The organism is Cloacibacterium normanense, assembly GCF_003860565.1.
Taxonomy (GTDB): Bacteria; Bacteroidota; Bacteroidia; order Flavobacteriales; family Weeksellaceae; genus Cloacibacterium; species Cloacibacterium normanense.
Genome location: NZ_CP034157.1, coordinates 1,883,117 through 1,903,487 on the forward strand (window position 1 = coordinate 1,883,117; position 20,371 = coordinate 1,903,487).

The following is a 20,371-nucleotide window of genomic DNA, read 5'->3' on the forward strand; positions in this document are numbered from 1 at the left end:
AGACTAAAAAAATTATTATTTACTTAAAACAACCATTTGATAACCTCTTATGCACTTTCTCATATCATATTGTTCAGAAAATAATTCAAATTTTCCACCTTCAATTTCATATATATTTTTATCTCCAAAGATTCTATTTTTAAATTTTTTAAGTAAACTTGGAACTTCCCACTGTTTTAATTGAATAACCACATTTTGTAAATAAACCTCTTTAATCATAAACCACTCATTAATAAGGCTTTGGAAATCAAAAAAAGACCATTCTATGACATGATATGGATTATGTGGTGTCTTAGTCGTTTCTTTGGTGATGGGAGTAGAAATAAATAATACTCCATCTGGTTTTAAAAGGTTAGAATAATTCTCTAGTAAAAGATTATAATCTGGAACGTGTTCAATTGTTTCAAAACTTACTATGACATCAAATAATTCTGAATCATGGAACTTAGTAGCGTCTGCAACTATTCTTTTTATTTTTTCGTGAGGATATTTGTATTCGCCATATTTTATGGCTTCCTCATCTAAATCTACTCCAACAACCTTTTCTGCATTTCCTTTAGTGGCTAATAAAAAACTACCGTAACCAGAACCACAAGCAATATCTAAAACCCTTTTATTTTTAACTTTATCTAAAACAAAATTATATCTATCTAAATGTTCTTCTTCAGTTATTTTATGCATGAAACCATATACCCACCTCTCTGCTTCATCTTTAAAGACAATTTCAGACAATGTTTTTAATTCATATTGTAAACAAAATATTTCTTTTTCTTTATTTTCTTCCATTATACCCATTTTTGATTAATGATAAAACTCCCTTGTGTATTATCTGGTATATTTAATAAATTATTATTCCCAATAATTTCTACATCCATACTCAATCCCTTGTCATAGTAGTCATATACTTCATTTTCTGTCCCTACATAAACTTCTAAATTATAGGTAGATGGTTTTAAAGGAAATTTTTCAATTTCACAAACAATCCTATTTAAACCTTTTTTAATATGAAAAGAATTATTAGTATGTTTAGAAAATGGCGTTATTAATCTATTCCCATATAAATCATTTATTCCCAACCCTATAAGAATATCATATTTCTCTATTTTAGAAGTAATTTCAAATTCAAAAATAGCATTTAAACCTGCTACAACTGGTTTAGCTTTATCACCAATTGTATATGAATTGAAATTACTTAAAAATATATCTTTATTAAAATTAGGAAAAATTTCATATTGATTTGTATTTAAATAATCCCCTAATACTTTATGGACATCTCCTTGTGAAATAACTTTTCCTTTATCTAATAAGATACCTTTATTACATAAATTCTGCACGGCCGCCATATTATGGCTCACAAACAAAACGGTTCTGCCTTCACCTTTGGAAACGTCGCCCATTTTGCCAAGGCATTTTTTTTGAAATTCTGCATCTCCTACTGCTAATACCTCATCTACTATCAGGATTTCTGATTCTAAATGTGCTGCTACTGCAAAAGCCAGACGTACGTACATCCCAGAAGAATAGCGTTTTACGGGAGTGTCTATATATCTTTCTACCCCTGAGAAATCTACAATTTCATCAAATTTCCTATCGATTTCGTGCTTTCTCATGCCTAGAATGGCTCCATTGAGGTAGATGTTTTCTCTGCCCGTCATTTCGGGATTAAAACCTGTACCAACTTCTAGCAAGGAAGCAATTCTTCCGTTTACTTTGAAGCTTCCAGTGGTAGGTTGAGTAACTTTGCTTAATAATTTCAGCAAGGTAGATTTCCCCGCACCATTTCTCCCAATGATTCCTACTGCATCTCCCTGTTCAATTTCGAAATTGATATCTCGTAGCGACCATACATATTCGCTGTCTCCTTTTCTGCTGCGGTCATTGGCTTCGCCAATTTTAAGATAAGGGTCTTCTTTCCCTCTCAATTTTGCCCAAAATCTATTTAAGTCATGAGTGATGGTTCCCGTTCCTACCTCTCCCAATCGATATTGCTTGGAGATGTTTTCGGCTTTTATGGCTAGAGAATGTTTCATTATGGGAAGTTGGTGGTTGGTGATTGGTGATTGGTAATTAGTAGTTGGTAGTTGGTAATTGGTATTTCTTTGTTTTTTTATTCTTTGTTTTTTTTAATTCTTTTACTTCATCATCAAATTTTCAAATTATCACATCATCAAATTATCACATCATCTTTTTACACGGTGTCCATGAATGATTTTTCTACTTTGTTAAAGACAAGCACGCCTGTGAAAAATAGAAATACGATTACGAGTGTGGAGATGAGCAGGTCTGTAATGGTGAAGGTTCCTGTTCCTAGATAGGCATATCTGAAACACTCGAAAATGCTGGATAAAGGATTGATTTTCGCTAATATCTGGAATTTTTCTGGCAAAGCAGAACTTGGGTATACTACGGGTGTAATGTACATGAATAACTGTATGCCAAATGCCAATAAAAAGGTAAGGTCTTTATACTTGGTGGTGAGGGAAGAGAAAATCATTCCTACGCCTAAAGCAAAAAGTGCCATCAATAGAATTAATACAGGGGTAAACAATATCCAAAGATTGGGTTGTATGCTTTGTGCTACAAAGGTGTAATAGAGAACTACCAAAATAAAAAGGGCAAACTGCACTGCAAATTTCAATAAACTAGAAGCGACTATAGACAGCGGCATAATGAGTCTGGGGAAGTATACTTTCCCAAAAATAGAAGCATTGGCGGTGAAAACGGATGATGTTTTGGTAAGGCTTTCTGCAAAGTAATTCCAGATGGTGATGCCTGCCAAATAAAAAGCCAACTGCGGAATCCCGTCTGTAGAGAGTTTGGCAATATTCCCAAAAAGGATAACAAAAATAAGCGTGGTAAGCAGTGGTTGCACGATGAACCATAACGGCCCAAGAATGGTTTGCTTATAGAAAGTGATGAAATCTCTCTTCACGAGCATGAAGAGCAAATCTCTGTAATGCCATATTTCCCTGAAATTAATGGCAAAAAGAGAGGACTCTGCTTTTATTTCTTCAGTCCACATTTGTTTGGGTTCCTTCATCTTTCAGAAAATTATTTTAAGAAAATATCTTTTTGTACCAAGGTTTCTTCTCCGTGTCTGCGGTGTAAGAATATCCGTAACCGTATTTATAACCGTAGCCATATTTATTGCTGTAGGTAAGGTTAAGGTAGCTTACATCATTCAGCACAATGGCCATTTTTCCTTTGGCATGATCACGGTAGATTTGGTTGGCAAACTCCAACATTTCTTTGTCGGTATACTCAGATCTTACCAAGAATAGCATTACATCTGCATAATTGATTAAGTTGTAGGTATCTCCCACCATCAATAACGGTGCAGAATCTATGACGATGTAATCATAATTTTGTTTCCCATATTGCAAGAGTTCTTCAAATTTTTCGCTTTCAAGCAACTCATTAGGATTCGGAGCGATGGCTCCAGAATGGATGAGTTTAAGATTCTTGCTGATATTGGTCTCTTGTACAAAATCTTGTGGTTTTGCATTGTAGTCACTTAAGAATTCAGATAACCCTTGTCCGTGTAATTTCATGAATCTCTTAAGCTGAGGATTTCTGATATCTGCCCCAATCATTAAGACTTTTTTGGTTAACGCCAAGGTAAGGGCTGTATTCACCGAAATGGTGGTTTTCCCTTCTCCTTTGATGGATGAGGAAATGAGGATAACTGGGCATTTCTCATTTTTATTGAAGAAATACTTGATATTAGAATTCAGGATTCTAAAGGATTCTGCAAACGAGGAAAGGTCATTTACTCCTACCGTATCACTATCTCCTTTTTCTATGCTTGGAATTTCTGCTACCACTGGAATCTCTTTGGCAATTTCCATCACATCATATTTAGAATGCACATAGGTATCGAAAGAATTTTTGAGGAAGAAAAATATCAATGGTAAGAAAAATCCTAAACCATAGGCATACATCATAATTTTGCTCACATTAGGCGTCATTACTCCCGTAGTAAAAGCAGGATTCAGAACTTTTACCTTAGGTGTAGTTACGGCAAGCGCCATAGAAATTTCTTCGTTCTTTTGAAGAAGGTATAAGTAGAGTGACTCTTTAATTTTCTGTTGGCGGTCTATATTTTTAAAGAAATTTTCCTGTTCTGGGAACATGTTCATTTCCTGTTTATACTGAGCGATTTTCGACTGCTGATAATTTAAATTATTGGCTAAGACATCTCTCGATTTGTATAAATTTTCTCTGATGAGTTTTTTAAGGTCTGCAATTTCTTTATTGAACTGAATAATCACTGGGTTTGCAGGAGTGGCTTGTCTCAGTGTTTTATTTCTTAGAATGATTAAATCATTGTATTGGCTGATGAGGCTTTCTGCAGAAGTAGGCACGCCAATATTGGTAGGGAGCAACTGTTCTGAAGAAGCATTAGCCAATGCCAAAACAGAGTTTACCATCTCTAACTGAGAGGTAAGTTCTAGTATTTTTTGGGTTCCTTGGTCTAGACCGCTGATGTTCGATTGTGCCTGTGTTTCGATGTCGAAAATATTATTTTCTTTTTTGAAATTTGTTTTTTGGCCTTCGATATTGGAAAGTTCTCTAGAGATAATTCTCAGACGGTCATTGATGAATTTTTCAGAATTTCTGGCTTCTAATTTTTTATCATTGTCTGCATCTTTATTGTACTGAACGATTAATTCATCAATAATATCTTCTGATTTCTCTGGAGTGGTTCCTCTGTAAATGAGGTCTAAGATATTGGTATCTTGGCTGGAGTAATTGACAATAATTCCGCCTTCAATTCCCGCCGCTACGTTTTTATAATTTTTAAAATATAAATCAACAGGATAATCGAAATTAATGTTTGGATTTTTAGAAATGGTGACAATCCCAAATCCTAAATCATAAGGTTGGTCATAATAATAACTCTTAGGGTTATTCCCATTAAAATCTGTTAAAATGTATGATTTATAATTCTGTGATTTTATTTTGTAACTGGCTCCCCCGAATTTTTTCTCGTCTTTCAGTCTGATAATTTTACCGTAGAAAGGCGCTTCGGAACCGTATAAGGCATCGTCTTTCAGTTTTCCTTTGTTGACAAATTCTACATCCAGATTCAGTTCTTTTACTACATTGTTCAATAAAGGTTTTGCCTTGAAGAGCACAATTTCGTCTGCAATAGAATTTTTAGAAACTCCTCCAGAACCTAAGCTCTGTAAGTCATTAAGCCCAATTACGCCTGTATTTTTCTTCAAAGAGGTATTAAAATAAACGGAAGCTTGAGAGTTATAAACAGGGATAGTATATCTCAAATAAATCTTGGCACAAGCATAAAAAAAAGCGATAGAAAGTACAAACCAATACCAAACTCTTAGATATTTAAAAATTTCTTTTTTAAATTCTATTTTTCTAACTTTTTGGGGGATGGATTGTATGGGTTGTAATTGTTCCATTTATTTTATCTAAAAAACAAGGTGTAAATAGTAATTAAGAAGCCAAAACCTGCCATTCCTTTCATCCAATATGCATTTTTATTGGCTGCAATCTGTGCATTTTTGTCTGGAACCGCATAGAGAATATCGTTATTCTGCAAGTAGTAGTAGGGAGAAGTAGTGATGGCATAATCCGTAACATCTAAGACATAGGTTTCGTCTACTCCATTTACATTTCTGATAAGTCTGATGTTTTTAAGGTCTGCATCTTCAGAAGTACCTCCTCCTAAAGCGATGGCCTGTAAAATATTGAGTTTCTCATTATCGTGTACTTTCATTCCCGCTGCTCCGAATTTTCCTAAGAAAACAATTTTGAGGTTGATGGGTTTAATAATGACAATAGGCTCTACTAAGTATTTTTTCAGGCGTTCTTCCAGGTCTACTTTTACCTCGTCTATGGTTTTGCCTGTTACGGGAATATTTCCTAAAACGGGCATGGTAATTTCTCCTTGCTTATTTACGATATAAGATTGTAAAGAAGTAGCATCAGAAGCCTCTTTCACATTCGTATTTGAGATGGTATTGATATTGAAAGGTTTGATGGCTAGCTCGTCATATCCCGTGATTTGGATATTGAGTTCGTCTCCTACCTGTATAAGACTACCGTTATATTGTGCTTGTTTTATTTCTTGGTTATAATCTACTTTATCCATGTAAATCATATTCTTTTTAGGACCGCAAGAAATTACAGCCAAAGAAATGAGCAGTATAAAAAATCTTAGTATCTTCTTCACGTGGGCAATTTATAAAACAAAAATAATATAATTTTATGATAAACAACCATTTTAGGCGCTTTAACTTTATGCAAAAAGCACAGTATGGTGAATACTGTGCCTTGTTGTTCTCTATTATTTTGATTAGTTAAAAGAATAACTAAATCCTACTCCCACTAATCTGTTCCAAGTTTTATGATCTTGATAATTAGGGTATACTTCGGATAAGCCTTGATCATATCTTAAATACACCTCTATCTTATCGCTAATTACATACCCTAACGCTCCAGAAACTGATAAATTCAGTTTTTTCATATCATCATCTCTCAATCCTATGTACCCCGCTTCTTCATTGGTAGGTCCGGCTCTATTTTCTGAAACATTATAAGCAAATCTAGGCCCAATCATGAAATAAAAATTCTCAAAATATCCTCTGTACAAGTGAAATTTCCCATACAATGCAAAAGCAACAAAATCATTTCTGTAATATTGTCTGCCTTGCTCCAAAATGGTTTTTTCGCCTTCCATGCTGAATTCTACTACAGGATAAATGTAATAACGAAGCGGTGCATAGATACTTCTCTGGAAGGTTTCTAGAGGAATTTCCATAAACAAGCCTACACTTGGCGCAATTCTCCCTCTAGAGAAGTCATGTATTCCCTCGATAGACGAAGAGTGCACGTTTGCAGTTGCTCCCCATCTTAGTTCTTGAGCAAAAGAAAATCCTGAAAGTAAAATGGCAAAAACAAAGAATATTTTTTTCATAAATCATGAAATTTATAACAAATTAACAGTTTTCATTTCAGTTAAGCATCATTATCCGTTAAATAATGCTCTTCCTTCCATTAACTGATGTACTTTTTGTTTTACTTGTTCTAGGGTATTTTCATCTTTGATATTGGTCACCACTTCATTGATTAAATCTGCAATGGTCTCCATATCTTTTTCTAATAAACCTCTCGTGGTGATGGCAGCGGTTCCTAATCTGATTCCAGAAGTGATGAATGGAGACTTATCGTCATAAGGAACCATGTTTTTATTACACGTAATATCTGCTTTTACCAATGCTTTTTCGGTTTCTTTACCGTTTACATTTTTATTTCTAAGGTCAACTAGCATTAAGTGATTATCTGTACCACCACTCACAATATCAAAACCTCTATCAATCATTGCTTTTGCTAATGCCTGAGAATTGGCTATTACTTGTTTGGCATAAATCTCAAATTTCTGATCAAGAGCTTCACCGTAAGCTACCGCTTTTGCTGCAATCACGTGTTCTAGTGGTCCACCTTGAGTTCCTGGGAAAACCGCACCATCTAATACAGCACTCATCATTTTGGTCTCTCCTTTAGGTGTTTTATGCCCGTAAGTATTTTCGAAATCTTTGCCCATCATGATCATTCCTCCTCTCGGTCCACGAAGCGTTTTATGGGTAGTAGTAGTCACTACATGGCAATGTTCGAATGGTGAGTTCAATAATCCTTTGGCAACTAAACCTGCAGGATGTGCAATATCTGCCCACAATGTAGCGCCTACCTCATCTGCAATTTCTCTGAATTTGGCATAATCTAAATCTCTAGAATAAGCTGAGAAACCTGCAATCAGCATTTTTGGTTTTTCGCGCAATGCTACTTCACGCATTTGGTTATAATCGATAAGACCTGTTTCTTTTTCAACTCCGTAAAATACCGGACGGAAATTAATTCCAGAAAAATTAACATGAGAACCGTGTGTCAAATGACCTCCCATTGATAAATCCATTCCCATTACCGTATCACCTGGTTTTAAAACCGATAAATAAACCGCTGCATTAGCCTGAGAACCAGAGTGTGGCTGTACATTGGCATATTCTACCCCGAAAAGTTGTTTTGCTCTTTCAATGGCCAAAGTTTCTACTTCGTCTACCACTTCACAACCTCCGTAGTATCTCTTTCCTGGGTAGCCTTCTGCATATTTATTCGTTAAGACACTTCCCATCGCTTTCATCACATTTTCAGAAACAAAATTTTCTGATGCAATTAGCTCTATACCATTGGTTTGTCTTTCTCTTTCTCTTTCAATTAGTTCAAAAATGATGTCTTTACTCATATTAGATTTAAATTTTGCTCAAAAATAAGAAATTATACAGATATTTGCGATAAGTTTACATTAATAATTATGGGAAAGAAAAAATATAAAAAACAATTGCTAAAATCCTTGAAATCATTAGGAAAATCTGAACATTTACTTCTAGAAAGCATGACCAATCTAATGCTTCTGGGAGAATTGAAGAAAAACAATATTGAGTTTAAAGATGGGGATACCTTTACTTTCAAAGACAACATCTTTGATTACAGCGAAGACAAAAACATCAGAAAAATGGCAAAACTTCGTCACAAAATGATGAAAACCATGAATAAACTGGTGGAGAAAAATAATTTTAAGGATAAAGAAATTAAGTTTCTGGCTTAAATCAAAAAAAGCAATCTTACTTGAAGATTGCTTTTTATATTGAAAGATTGATGTATTCAATTCTTTTTAAAACGCAAAGATTTTTTATCCTTTCAACATGGTTTTAAGAGAGCAAAGAAGCGAATAAATTCGCAAAAAGCTTATAATTTAAGATTATTTTCTTACGTCATTGATTTCTTATTCTTCATCTTAACTTCTATTAGAACAACGCTTTAGGTTGAGCCATTACAGGAATGTGAATTTTTGTCCCGAACTCTGCATTCACTTTCTCTATAAAATACGCTGACAACAACGGTGAAGCCAATTCTACATTCTGATGTACAAAGAAATATAAGTTTTTCAAACCTTCTTCTTTCCATAATTTTATTCGTTCTAACCAATCATCTAATCTTGCATAATCACTGTCTGCATTGGCGCCTACATATCTTACAAAAGCGGTGTCTGAAGTGAGTCTCATGTGCAACATGTCTCTTCTTCCTGCCGTGTCTACGATAATATTCGCGATGTTATTCTCTTCCAGCAATTGAGAGAATTTTTCAAAATTTTCTTCTTCAAACCATTCTGCACTGCGTACTTCTATCGCCAGTGGAACTTCTTTTGGCCAGTCTTTTATAAATTTTTCTACCCTGTCAAAATCTTTAGGTTTGAAATTATCATGTAATTGCAAGAATACCATTCCCAACTGGTCACCGAAATTCAAAACTGAAGTCGCGTAATCCGTCACTACATCAGTCACATTAATCAATCTTCTAAAATGTGAAACGGTATTGGTGATTTTTGGGAAAAACTTAAATGTAGGTGGCGTTTTTTCTTTCCATGTGAGCACTTGTTCTGGACTCGGCAAAGAATAAAATGTAGCGTTCAACTCAATAGAATTGAATTGGGTAGCGTAGTATTTCAGTTCGTCTTTGGTTCCTTTTGGGTAAAATCCTTTCAGGTCGGTTTTGTTCCATTTGGCACAACCGATGTAGATATTGAAATCGTTTCCATTAGATTTTCGTAGAATTTCTTGGGTTTTAGGATGGTCTTTTGGAAGGGTGAAGTCTATTTGTGATGGGTCTGCTACTTGTCCGAATTTCATTTTTTTTAGTTTTTAGGGATTAGGAAAAAGGGATTGGTTTCAAAGGTAAAAATTTCTTGTAGATTCTAAAAAGAAAGTGAATTTATATTTCCCGCAGATTTCGCAGAGTTTTAACACAGAGAGCACAGAGTTTTTTCACAGAGAACACAAAGATTGCATTTTATGTTTATCGTTCCGTAGGAATCTAAAAGAATTTATGATTTTATAGAGTTAAAAGTTTCTCACGGATTGCGCAGATTTTTTAACACAGAGAGCACAGAGTTTTTTCACAGAGAACACAAAGATTGCATTTTATGCTTATTGTTCCGTAGGAATCTAAAAGAATTTATGATTTTATAGAGTTAAAAGTTTCCCGCAGATTGCACTGATTTTTTAACACAGAGAGCACAGAGTTTTTTCACAGAGAACACAAAGATTGTATTTTATGTTTATCGTTCCGTAGGAATCTAAAAGAATCTTATGATTTTGATAAAATTAATAGTTTCTCACGGATTCCACAGATTTCGCAGATTTTTAACACAGAGAGCACAGAGAATTCACAGAGAACACAAAGATTGGATTTTATGTTTATCATTCCGTAGGAATCTAAAGAATCTTATGATTTTATAGAGTTAAAAGTTTCTCACGGATTGCGCAGATTACACAGATTTTTTAACACAGAGAGCACAGAGTTTTTTCACAGAGAACACAAAGATTGTATTTTATGTTTATCGTTCCGTAGGAATCTAAAAGAAGCTTATGATTTTGATAAAATTAAAAATCTCTCGCTGATTGCGCAGATTGCACAGATTTTTTTTGATAAAATAAAGTATAGTATTTGTCATTCCGTAGGAATCTAAAAGAATCTTATGATTTTGATAAAATTAATAGTTTCTCACGGATTCCACAGATTGCACAGATTTTTTTTGATAAAATAAAGTATAGTGTTTGTTATTCCAAAGGAATATAAAAGAAGCTTATGATTATTTCTAATATTTTAAGTTTTGGCTAAAGCAAATGCGTTATTAATTAAAAAGTCGGGATTTCTTCGTCTCCGCTCAGAACTTGCGACTCTACTGAATAAAAAATTTCAATCATTATCTTCAAGTTGGAAAATTTCTTCAACATTCATTTTAAAATATTTTGAAATTTTCAAAGCTAAAACAGTAGATGGAACATACTTTCCTGCTTCTAAAGCGTTAACAGTTTGTCTAGAAACCCCAATTCTTTTTGCTAATTCTTCTTGCGTTATATTTAAAATTGCTCTTTGAACTTTTATGTTATTTTTCATTTTCTCGAAAGTAAATAATTGAACTTAAACACATAAAGAACCAATGGTAAATACATTGATAAAATCATCACATTAAAAAAAGCCATTCCATAAATAGTTAAAAATAGAATTAAGACAATTAAATAGCTTATCATTAGACTCCAAAACACGGATTTTAAACGAAGAAAATTTATATATTCATCTTCATTCTTTTCATTGGAAAAACCTACAAGTAGTCCACCAATAATAATTAATAAACCCGTAAGATTAGTCACCCAATCAACTTTAGTAATTTGAAAGAAACCGCTTTCCGAAAACAATCCAGAATTAAAAAAAACTGGTAAATGAATTTTAAAATCTTCAAAATTGATTTCAAAAATAATCATTATTAATCCCCATATTAATGAAGGAATAAAAATCAGCCAACCTACTTTTTTACATCTGTTTGGTAAAAGTTTTAAATTTTTCATATTATATTTTTTTACACTTCCAAATGTAAAAAATATTTTACATTTAGACAAATGTTTTTTACATAAATCTTATAATTAGACTGATATATCAGTTTAAATTTTCTGATGAAAAAAAACCGCAGAAATTTCTGCGGTTTGTATATTGTAAATCAAAAATCTTCAGTCGTCAATTGAATTACGCTTCACAAGAGCTACACGTTACAAAATTCACCATGAGTTCTTTAGAAACAGATTGTGAACGTTGGTAGTATAAGGTTTTAACGCCTAGTTTCCATGCTTCAATCATTAGATTGTTGACATCTTTAATCGCTAATGAAGCTGGGATATTCAGGTTCAATGATTGCGCTTGGTCGATGTACTGTTGGCGCTGTCCCGCTTGTGTAATAATTTCCATTGGGGAAATTTCCTTAAAGGTTTTGAACACGTCTTTTTCGGTTTGGGTTAACTGTGTCATGTGTTGTACAGAACCGTGATTCAACATGATTTCTCTCCAAACATCTTCATTGTCTAAGCCTTTTTCTTCGAGCAGTTTTGCTAAATATTTGTTCTTTCTCATGAAATTTCCTTTTGCCAAACCTGCTTTGTAGTAATTCGATGCAAAAGGTTCAATTCCTGGGGAAGTTTGCCCTAAAATTGCTGATGAAGAAGTAGTAGGTGCAACTGCCATTGTAGTTGTGTTTCTCAAACCATAACCTTTCAACATTTCTGGCTCTCCATAAATATTTGCTAATTCTTTAGATGCTTGTATAGATTGCTCTTGAATTTGTTTGAATGCTTTTGCATTAAACATTTTCGCTTCCATGCTTTCAAAAGGAATCATATTTTTTTGCAAGTAAGAGTGGTATCCTAAAACGCCCAAACCTAATGCTCTATGTCTCAAAGCAAATTTACGAGCAGAAGAAAGGTAATAGTTTCCTTCAGTTTTCTCAATAAATTCTGACAATACTGCATCTAAGAAATAGATGGCTAATTTTACCGCATTGGTATCTTTCCATTCGTCATACAATTCTAAATTCATAGAAGAAAGACAGCAAATGAAACTTTCGTCTGCTGTAGAAGGCAACATGATTTCTGAACACAAGTTACTTGCATTGATTACCGCTCCAGAATCTTTGTAAACTTGAGGTTTATTACGGTTGACATTATCGGTAAAGAAAATATATGGAAGTCCTTTTTTCTGACGAGATTCTAAAACTTTTGCCCAAACTTTACGTTTGTCCATGTCTCCATCAATCATATCTTGCATCCAATAATCTGGAACACAAACTCCTATAAACAAATTCTGAATCGGACTACCAATTTCTTTGATATTTAAGAATTCTTCGATATCTCCATGGTCTATATCTAGGTATGCTGCAAAAGCTCCTCTTCTTACGCCTCCTTGAGAAACCACATCCATAGCGGTATCAAATAATTTCATAAAAGAAACAGCACCAGAAGATTTACCATTATCTGTCACGGCTGTTCCTCTGTGACGCAATTCACCAAAATAACCAGAAGTTCCACCTCCGATTTTGGTCTGCATAATTACTTCTCCTAATTTATGGGTAATGCCTTCGATATGGTCTGGAACGTGAACATTAAAACAAGAAATAGGCAAACCTCGTTGAGTACCCATATTTGCCCAAACTGGAGAAGAAAAAGAAATCCAACCTTTGGTAATCATTTCCTTAAACGCAGGAATGAGTTCTGGCTTGTACAAGCGTTTTGCTGCCGCTGTAGTAATTCTGTCAATAGCTCCTTCTACGGTTTCTCCCTTCAAAAGGTAACCTCTGTTTAGCATTTGCTCAGACTCTTCATTTAACCACCAAATATCTGTATTTTGTTCTTCCATATTTTTTTTAAACTTTTCTTGTTTCTTTTTATATTTTTTGATGCTACCACTAGGTCATTCCTCTGGATTCTACCAATGGGGCGTTCCTCTGGAACTCTCTATAACCCAACATCAATTTATCTACCAACTTACCGTTTCTCTGGAACTTTTCTAATTCCAATAAAATTTTCTACAGCGATCTAATTCGCCAACTTTCACTTTGTTGATGTGTGTGAAAATTACATTGCTATCTGCTTCTTCAAATTGTAATGCTTTTTTAATACAATAATCTATTTTGTATGCCACAGCGATGCATACTCTTTGGTTTTTCACTATGCCCATACCCATATAAAGGTATTCTCCGAGGCGAAATTCTACGGATCTTGTGAATTGAACTTCATCAATAATTTCTGGCGTCATAATAGTGTTTTGTTTCGAGGTTCGAGTTACGAGTTACTCATTCCTTTTATAAGATTGTCATTGCGAGGTACGAAGCAATCTCTTGATTTTTCTAAAAATTTAATTTTTAAGTTTTGGCTAAAGCCAAATTGATTTTATAATTTTTAAAAACGGGCTTACTTCGGCTTAGCTCAGCATAAAAAAGCCCGTTCCTATTGATTTTTTACGTTCTCTATCTTGAAAACAATTGACGCTCGCTTCGCTCGCGCTAAAGACTTCCATCTTCCAGCATCCGACTCCCAGCAAACAGTTAGAATAAATCGTTAGCAGTGATGCTTTTATCGTGCTTGGTATAATCTACTGGTCTTTTTGCAAAGAAGTCATCTAATGAATTGGCAAAAACTTCTTCCTCGAACCACATCATTGGTTTGTATTGTTCAGGGGTTACGTTGTAACGGGTTTTCATGCCAATTTTTTTCAAAGAATCGTCTACTCTATATTTCATAAAGTTGAGCAAGTCTTCTTTTGAGAACATGTCTATCTCTCCCGCTTCGAAAATCCAGTCTAGAATTTTCGCTTCCAGTTCTACAGAACGGTCTACTAAACCATAGATATCTTCGATGTCTGCATCGGTCAATAATTCTGGTTGTTCTTCTCGGATTTTATTGATTAAATAGATTCCAGCATTGGCGTGAATTTGTTCATCTACCGAAGTCCAAGCGATGATGTTCGATACATTTTTCATGTACCCTTTGAATCTTGTAAAAGATAAAATCGTGGCAAACTGACTGAATAGCGAAACGTTTTCTATTAAAATAGAGAATAATAACAATGAAGAAACGTACTCTTTATGATTGGTAGATTTAGCATTGGCTAAAACCGTATTCAAATAGTCTATTCTCTCTCTGATGGCAGGAATTTCTATCACATTATTGAATTCATCATTATATCCTAATACTTCCAATAATCTAGAATAAGCCTCACTGTGACGGAATTCGCATTCTGCAAAAGTAGCTCCTAAACCATTGAGTTCTGGTTTTGGCATGTGGTTGTACAGATTTCCCCAGAAAGTTTTTACAGAAACTTCAATTTGAGCAATCGCTAAAAGCGCATGTTTTACCGCGTTTTGTTCGTACGGTTGAAGATTAGAATGGAAATCTTGTACATCCGCAGTAAAATCTATTTCTGAGTGTACCCAAAAAGATTTATTAATAGCATCAACAAATTGTAGTACTTCCGGATATTCAAAAGGTTTATAACTGATACGTTTGTCAAAAATTCCCATAGCTTGTTGCTTTTTTTATTAATTATCTGATTAAGTCTGACCACAAAAATAGAAATTGAAGTTATAAATCAAAAATGAAAACGCCTCATTCATGTTAAATTTTTGGTTTTTAGGGGCAAAAGTTTTCCACAATTACATAGAGGTTTGATGAATAAAGCCTTTGCGTGTACTTGGCACTTAAATAGGGCTTTTAAAAGGTATTTTTAATTAAACAATTACACAGAATTTCATTATTTAAAGTATTTTACAATTAAACAAAAGATTTTAAAATTTTTGCTCTTTTTTTCTTGTAACAAGTTTCTAAAATTTACTACTTATTCCAAAAAAGCCCATGCTAGTCATCAAGGATTTACATAAGTCTTACGATATCGGTCATAATAAGTTGCACGTATTGAAAGGAATTAACCTAGAAATCGGCGAAGGAGAGTTCGTTTCGATTATGGGAAGTTCTGGTTCTGGAAAGTCTACTTTACTGAATATCATTGGTATTTTAGATGAAAAAGACAGCGGAATCTATGAATTAGATGGCATTCCTATAGAACATCTCACCGAGACCAAAGCGGCAGAATACAGAAGTAAATTTTTAGGATTTGTTTTCCAATCGTTCAATTTAATTGGGTATAAAACGGCATTAGAAAATGTAGCGCTTCCACTCTATTATCAAGATGTACCTAGAAAAGAGCGAAACCAACGCGCGATGGAATATTTAGAGAAAGTAGGTTTAGCACAATGGGCGAATCACTTGCCTAATGAACTTTCGGGTGGACAAAAACAGCGTGTAGCGATTGCAAGAGCTTTAATTACCAATCCTAAAGTGATTTTGGCGGATGAACCAACAGGAGCACTCGATTCTCAGACCACTCATGATATTATGAAACTTCTTCAAGATATTAATAATGAAGGGAAAACCATCATTGTAGTTACCCACGAACCTGATGTAGCTGCTCAAACCAAGAGAAATGTACATTTGAGAGATGGTGTCATTGAAACGGATGAGTATATACAGCAGGTGGTATTGTAAAGATACGAGATATGAGATGCGAGATTTTGAAAACTCGAAACAAATAAATAAATATGTTTGATATAGACCGTTGGCAAGAAATTTTCAGTTCTATTCGCAGTAATGTATTGCGAACGGTGCTTTCTGGGTTTACCGTAGCGCTGGGTTTATATATTTTTATTGTTCTCTTCGGTATTGGAAAAGGATTGCAAAATGCCTTCCAAGAAGGATTTACCAGAGATGCACAGAATCTTATTTCCATTTTTACTGGAAAAACCACCATTGCTTATGAAGGCTTACAAGCTGACAGACAAGTAACCCTCAATAATAGTGACTATAACGCTATTGTAGATGCGCATCCTGAAAAAGTGCAGTATTCTACTCCACGATATTCTACCAATCTTAATGTAAAATATGGGAAAGAAAGTGGTTTCTACCAAATCAGTGGAGCCAATGATGAAGAAGTAAAAATAGAGAACCGACAATTACTCAACGGAAGATTTATCTCTCCAAAAGATATTGACGAAAAACAAAATGTAGCCGTAATCGGTAGAATGGTACAGCGCGACCTCATCAAAAATGGAGATCCTGTAGGAAAAGAACTCGAGATTAACGGTAGTGTTTTCAAAGTGATAGGCGTTTTTTCTGATGATGGTGGTGACTGGGACGAACGTATGATTTCCATCCCTATTTCTACGCTTCAGCAAATGAAAAAAGGTTCTGATACGGTGAGCACGGTTTACATTGCCTATGACGAAAAACTAAATCCTGAACAAGCCCTCGCTTATAGTGACCAACTGAAAAAGGAATTAAAAGCCAGAAAAAAAGTTTCTCCTGATGATGAAAATGCCGTGGTCGTAAGAAACAGAGCAGAAGGTTTGAAAGATTCTTTCCAATTTTTATTTGTCATTACCATGATTGTAGGATTCATTGGTCTCGGAACTTTATTGGCAGGAATTATTGGTATTAGCAATATCATGGTGTATATCGTGAAAGAAAGAACTCAGGAAATTGGGGTAAGAAAAGCCATCGGTGCTAAACCGAGAAGCATTGTCACTTTGATTATTCAAGAAAGTATTGTGATTACCGTAATTTCTGGATTAATCGGCGTTGCTTTAGGCGTTTTGACTTTGAAATTAATTGGCAATAGTTTAGAAGAATATTTCATTAAAGACCCAAGTGTTGGTTGGCTATTGATTACCGCAGCATTTATCAGTTTGGTGATGTCTGGATTGCTTGCTGGATTTGTTCCTGCATACAGAGCGAGTAAAATAAAACCAATAGAAGCGCTGAGAGCGGAGTAATGGAGGTGAATTAATTTGTGAATTTTTCCCTTTGGAAAATGAATGGTGAATTTTTCCAATTGAAATTTTTATAAAATCTTAACCATAAATATGTTTTTAAACTTAAACCATTATAATTTAGATGTATATAAGTCAGCAAAAGAATTGAGAAAACAATGTTACAAAACCATAAGATTTTTGCCTGATACAGAAAAATATAATTTAATTGATCAAATAAGAAGAGCATCAACATCTATCGTTTTGAATATTTCAGAAGGCTCTTCTAGAAAGTCAAAAATTGAAAGTAACAGGTTTTATGAAATAGCAAGAGGCTCAATCATAGAAATTGATTCTTGTTGTGAAATCATTTTAGAAGAGAAATATTTAGAACAAGAAGATTTAACAGACTTAGGAAAAAATATTAAAACGACTTTTATATTATTATCAAAATTAATGAATAGTTGAAAAAAGTGAATCGTGAATTTAAAATTCATTCGTAGAAATTCACCTTAAGGAATTCACTTTTGCAAAGCAAAAAATTGACAACAATATGAACATCATATTCAAAATAGATACGTGGCAAGAAATTTATTATTCACTTAAAAATAATAAACTTCGTACTTTCCTCACCATGATTGGTGTAGGTTGGGGTATGTTTTTGTTTGTTAGTTTATTGGGTGCTGCAAAAGGTATGGAAAACGGTTTTGACAAATTATTTTCTGGATTTGCGACCAATTCTATTTTTATGTGGGCACAGAATACTACTATTCCGTATAACGGTTTCCCAAAAGGCAGACAACTGAGTTTGCACCTTCCTGATATGGATTTATTGGAAAAGAAAATCCCACAGATTGATTACATTTCGCCTCAAAATTCCAGAGGAAATTTTGGAAATCCTGGTGAACAAATGAACCGCAACGGAAAATCTACCACGTATACCCTTACTGGAGATTACCCTGCAGGAAATAAAATTTCTGAAAAGAAATTAATCTTCGGAAGATATATCAATGATGCAGATGTTACTGCCAGTAAAAACGTAGTAGTCATCGGTGAAGAAATTTATAAAAACTTCTTTGATGCTAAGAAAAATGAAAACCCTATTGGGAAATCTATCAATATCAAAGGTATTTTCTTTAACGTTATCGGTGTTTATAAAGTAGCCAAAGCTGGTGGACCTATGGATAATGACACTACTGCGTACATTCCGCTTTCTACTTATACTAAAATGTACAATGATGGAGACAAAGTAGGCTTTTTTGCCATCGTGAGTAAACCAGAAGCCAATCTGGAAACCGTAGAAGAACAAGCCAAACTAGAACTTAAAAAGAAAAACAACGTTTCTCCTGAAGACACCAACGCTTTTGGAAGTTTCAACTTGGGGAAAATGTTCGGGAAAATGTATGGTTTTTTAACAGGAATGCAATTGCTGACCATTATTGTAGGAGCACTCACCATTTTGGCGGGTGTGATTGCGATTTCTAACATTTTATTAATTACCGTAAAAGAAAGAACCAAAGAAATAGGCATCCGAAGAGCTTTGGGAGCGAAGCCTTCTGAAGTAAGAAACCAAATTTTATTAGAAAGTGTGGTGATTACCTTGACTTCGGGATTATTAGGATTTATTTTCGGGATTTTCCTTTTGATGATTATCAATGCGATGACTCAAAACCAAGATGCTTTCCCATTTTATAATCCTACGGTAAATTATTCACACGTTTTTGCAGCGATGGCAGTGATGACGATTTTAGGACTTCTCATCGGGATGATTCCTGCACAAAGAGCCGTGAAAATTAAGCCGATAGAAGCTTTAAGAAGCGAATAATACATGTGAATTTGCCATTGTGAATTTTTTCTTTTGGAAAAATGAATGGTGAATTAAAAAATAAATTAAAATTGACAACAATTAAATATTTCATATAAAATGAAAAACTTAACCTTCAAAAAAGTAGTTTATATTCTCTTAGGTTTGCTTTTTGCAGCTGGACTTCTGATGGGAATAAGTTACCTGATTAAATCTAATTCTCAAGAAAGCGAAGCTTTTCTCACCAGAAAACCATTCGTGCAAAACCTTGATGATAAAGTAATGGCTACTGGTAAAATAGTTCCGAGAGAAGAAGTAGAAATTAAGCCGAATATGTCTGGGATTATAGACAAAATCTTGGTAAAAGAAGGCGACCATGTTTCTGCGGGAGAACTTATTGCTACCCTTAAAATTGTACCGAGCGTTCCTCAGGTAAATGCTGCTCAACAAGAAGTGCAAAATGCAAATCTTCAAATTAACAATGCTAAAATTAATTTGGCAAATCAGCAACAGCAATTTGCGATGCAACAACGTTTGTACACTCAAGGTGTAATTTCTAAGCAAGAGTTTCTTACTGCTCAACAGCAATTGCAATCGATGCAAAATCAATTGAAAAACGCGCAACAACAATTGCAAACCGCTCAAAAAAATCTACAAATCGCTAGAACTGGTGTTGCCGAAGGTTTACAAAGTCTTGCTACTACTCAAATTCGTTCTAAAGCCACTGGAACGGTACTAGAAGTTCCTGTAAAAATTGGTTATCAGGTAATTGAAGCCAATCAGTTTAACGCTGGAACTACTATTTGTAGTGTTGCAGACCTTAACTCTCTTATTTTTGAAGGAAAAATAGACGAAGCTCAAGCTGGAAAAATTAAGGAAGGCATGGAGATGAACATCGTCATCGGTGCTTTACAAAATAAAACTTTCCCAGGAAGAGTAACCATGATTGCTCCAAAAGGAAAAGATGAAAACGGAACCATCAAATTCCCGATTGAAGGAGACGTTTTTAACCCGAGTAATGAATACATCAGAGCTGGATTTTCTGCCAATGGCGAAATTGTTTTGAGCTCTCAGAAAAATGCTTTGCTTCTAGACGAAAGTCTTATTCAATATGAAAAACAAAATGGTAAAGATGTTCCTTTTGTAGAAGTAAAACAGAAAGACGGAAAATTCAAAAAAGTGACCGTAAAACTGGGTGCATCTGATGGAATTAATGTTCAAATTCTTTCAGGAATTACTAAAGATTCTGAAGTAAAAGTTTGGAACCCATCTGATAAAGACAAAGAAGAATTGAAAGAAAAGAAAAAATAAAAACCGCTTAATAGCATCAATGAAAATAAAGAACTTCTAGAAATTTTAGA

The 20,371-nt window shown here is 34.3% G+C and carries 19 protein-coding genes; 6 read left to right on the forward strand and 13 right to left on the reverse strand.

The genetic code is table 11. The features are described from left to right. Positions 1 to 15: 15 nt before the first annotated feature. The 7 genes from EB819_RS08595 to glyA all read right to left on the reverse strand — a co-directional run bounded on the left by EB819_RS08595 (position 16) and on the right by glyA (position 8,266). A complete protein-coding gene (locus EB819_RS08595; RefSeq protein ID WP_069797555.1) occupies positions 16 to 786 on the reverse strand; it encodes a class I SAM-dependent methyltransferase in 771 nt (256 codons plus the stop codon). Further along, entirely contained in the window at positions 786 to 2,030 is a 1,245-nt protein-coding gene (locus tag EB819_RS08600; RefSeq protein ID WP_069797558.1) for an ABC transporter ATP-binding protein, read from the reverse strand. The genes EB819_RS08595 and EB819_RS08600 overlap by 1 nt, the downstream gene beginning before the upstream one ends. 158 nt (positions 2,031 to 2,188) lie before the next feature. Next, positions 2,189 to 3,040 carry an ABC transporter permease gene (locus EB819_RS08605; protein ID WP_069797560.1) on the reverse strand — a complete coding sequence of 284 codons (852 nt, stop codon included), beginning with the start codon at positions 3,038 to 3,040 and terminating at the stop codon, positions 2,189 to 2,191. A gap of 16 nt (positions 3,041 to 3,056) precedes the next feature. Then, the gene (locus tag EB819_RS08610; RefSeq protein WP_069797562.1) at positions 3,057 to 5,426 is read right to left on the reverse strand and encodes a GumC family protein; all 2,370 of its coding nucleotides are present in this window, start codon (positions 5,424 to 5,426) and stop codon (positions 3,057 to 3,059) included. A 5-nt stretch (positions 5,427 to 5,431) separates the two neighbouring features. Further along, complete coding sequence (locus EB819_RS08615) at positions 5,432 to 6,199, reverse strand: polysaccharide biosynthesis/export family protein (protein ID WP_124878739.1); 768 nt, start codon at positions 6,197 to 6,199, stop codon at positions 5,432 to 5,434. Positions 6,200 to 6,322: 123 nt separating this feature from the next. Next, on the reverse strand, positions 6,323 to 6,943 hold the full coding sequence (locus tag EB819_RS08620; protein ID WP_069797566.1) for an outer membrane beta-barrel protein: 621 nt from the start codon (positions 6,941 to 6,943) through the stop codon (positions 6,323 to 6,325). 51 nt (positions 6,944 to 6,994) lie between these two features. Then, positions 6,995 to 8,266 (reverse strand): serine hydroxymethyltransferase, encoded by a 1,272-nt coding sequence (glyA, locus tag EB819_RS08625; protein ID WP_069797568.1) that lies wholly within the window; start codon positions 8,264 to 8,266, stop codon positions 6,995 to 6,997. 69 nt (positions 8,267 to 8,335) lie between these two features. On the opposite strand from glyA, the gene EB819_RS08630 reads away from it, so the two are divergent. Continuing rightward, positions 8,336 to 8,629, forward strand: a complete 294-nt coding sequence (locus EB819_RS08630) for a hypothetical protein (protein ID WP_069797570.1) — start codon at positions 8,336 to 8,338, stop codon at positions 8,627 to 8,629. Positions 8,630 to 8,828: 199 nt separating this feature from the next. Here EB819_RS08630 and EB819_RS08635 read toward each other — a convergent pair whose 3' ends face one another. The 6 genes from EB819_RS08635 to EB819_RS08660 all read right to left on the reverse strand — a co-directional run bounded on the left by EB819_RS08635 (position 8,829) and on the right by EB819_RS08660 (position 14,926). Beyond that, entirely contained in the window at positions 8,829 to 9,710 is an 882-nt protein-coding gene (locus EB819_RS08635; protein WP_069797573.1) for a DUF72 domain-containing protein, read from the reverse strand. A gap of 1,069 nt (positions 9,711 to 10,779) precedes the next feature. Beyond that, positions 10,780 to 10,980, reverse strand: coding sequence for a helix-turn-helix transcriptional regulator (locus tag EB819_RS08640; RefSeq protein ID WP_069798907.1), 201 nt, complete (start codon positions 10,978 to 10,980; stop codon positions 10,780 to 10,782). Beyond that, positions 10,977 to 11,429 carry a hypothetical protein gene (locus EB819_RS08645; protein ID WP_069798905.1) on the reverse strand — a complete coding sequence of 151 codons (453 nt, stop codon included), beginning with the start codon at positions 11,427 to 11,429 and terminating at the stop codon, positions 10,977 to 10,979. The genes EB819_RS08640 and EB819_RS08645 overlap by 4 nt, the downstream gene beginning before the upstream one ends. Positions 11,430 to 11,604: 175 nt before the next feature. Further along, positions 11,605 to 13,263 carry a ribonucleoside-diphosphate reductase subunit alpha gene (locus EB819_RS08650; RefSeq protein WP_069798903.1) on the reverse strand — a complete coding sequence of 553 codons (1,659 nt, stop codon included), beginning with the start codon at positions 13,261 to 13,263 and terminating at the stop codon, positions 11,605 to 11,607. A gap of 150 nt (positions 13,264 to 13,413) precedes the next feature. After that, positions 13,414 to 13,662, reverse strand: a complete 249-nt coding sequence (locus tag EB819_RS08655; protein WP_069798901.1) for a hypothetical protein — start codon at positions 13,660 to 13,662, stop codon at positions 13,414 to 13,416. Between the two features lie 289 nt (positions 13,663 to 13,951). Further along, positions 13,952 to 14,926, reverse strand: a complete 975-nt coding sequence (locus EB819_RS08660; RefSeq protein ID WP_069798899.1) for a ribonucleotide-diphosphate reductase subunit beta — start codon at positions 14,924 to 14,926, stop codon at positions 13,952 to 13,954. Positions 14,927 to 15,257: 331 nt separating this feature from the next. Here EB819_RS08660 and EB819_RS08665 point away from each other — a divergent pair, with 331 nt between their 5' ends. From EB819_RS08665 to EB819_RS08685, 5 genes are all read left to right on the forward strand, one after another. Further along, positions 15,258 to 15,947 (forward strand): ABC transporter ATP-binding protein, encoded by a 690-nt coding sequence (locus EB819_RS08665; protein ID WP_069798897.1) that lies wholly within the window; start codon positions 15,258 to 15,260, stop codon positions 15,945 to 15,947. Positions 15,948 to 16,000: 53 nt separating this feature from the next. Further along, positions 16,001 to 17,230, forward strand: coding sequence for an ABC transporter permease (locus EB819_RS08670; RefSeq protein WP_069798895.1), 1,230 nt, complete (start codon positions 16,001 to 16,003; stop codon positions 17,228 to 17,230). Between the two features lie 90 nt (positions 17,231 to 17,320). After that, on the forward strand, positions 17,321 to 17,674 hold the full coding sequence (locus EB819_RS08675) for a four helix bundle protein (protein ID WP_069798893.1): 354 nt from the start codon (positions 17,321 to 17,323) through the stop codon (positions 17,672 to 17,674). An 85-nt stretch (positions 17,675 to 17,759) separates the two neighbouring features. Next, entirely contained in the window at positions 17,760 to 19,031 is a 1,272-nt protein-coding gene (locus tag EB819_RS08680; RefSeq protein ID WP_069798891.1) for an ABC transporter permease, read from the forward strand. Positions 19,032 to 19,130: 99 nt separating this feature from the next. After that, positions 19,131 to 20,321, forward strand: a complete 1,191-nt coding sequence (locus EB819_RS08685) for an efflux RND transporter periplasmic adaptor subunit (RefSeq protein ID WP_069798889.1) — start codon at positions 19,131 to 19,133, stop codon at positions 20,319 to 20,321. Positions 20,322 to 20,371 lie beyond the last annotated feature (50 nt).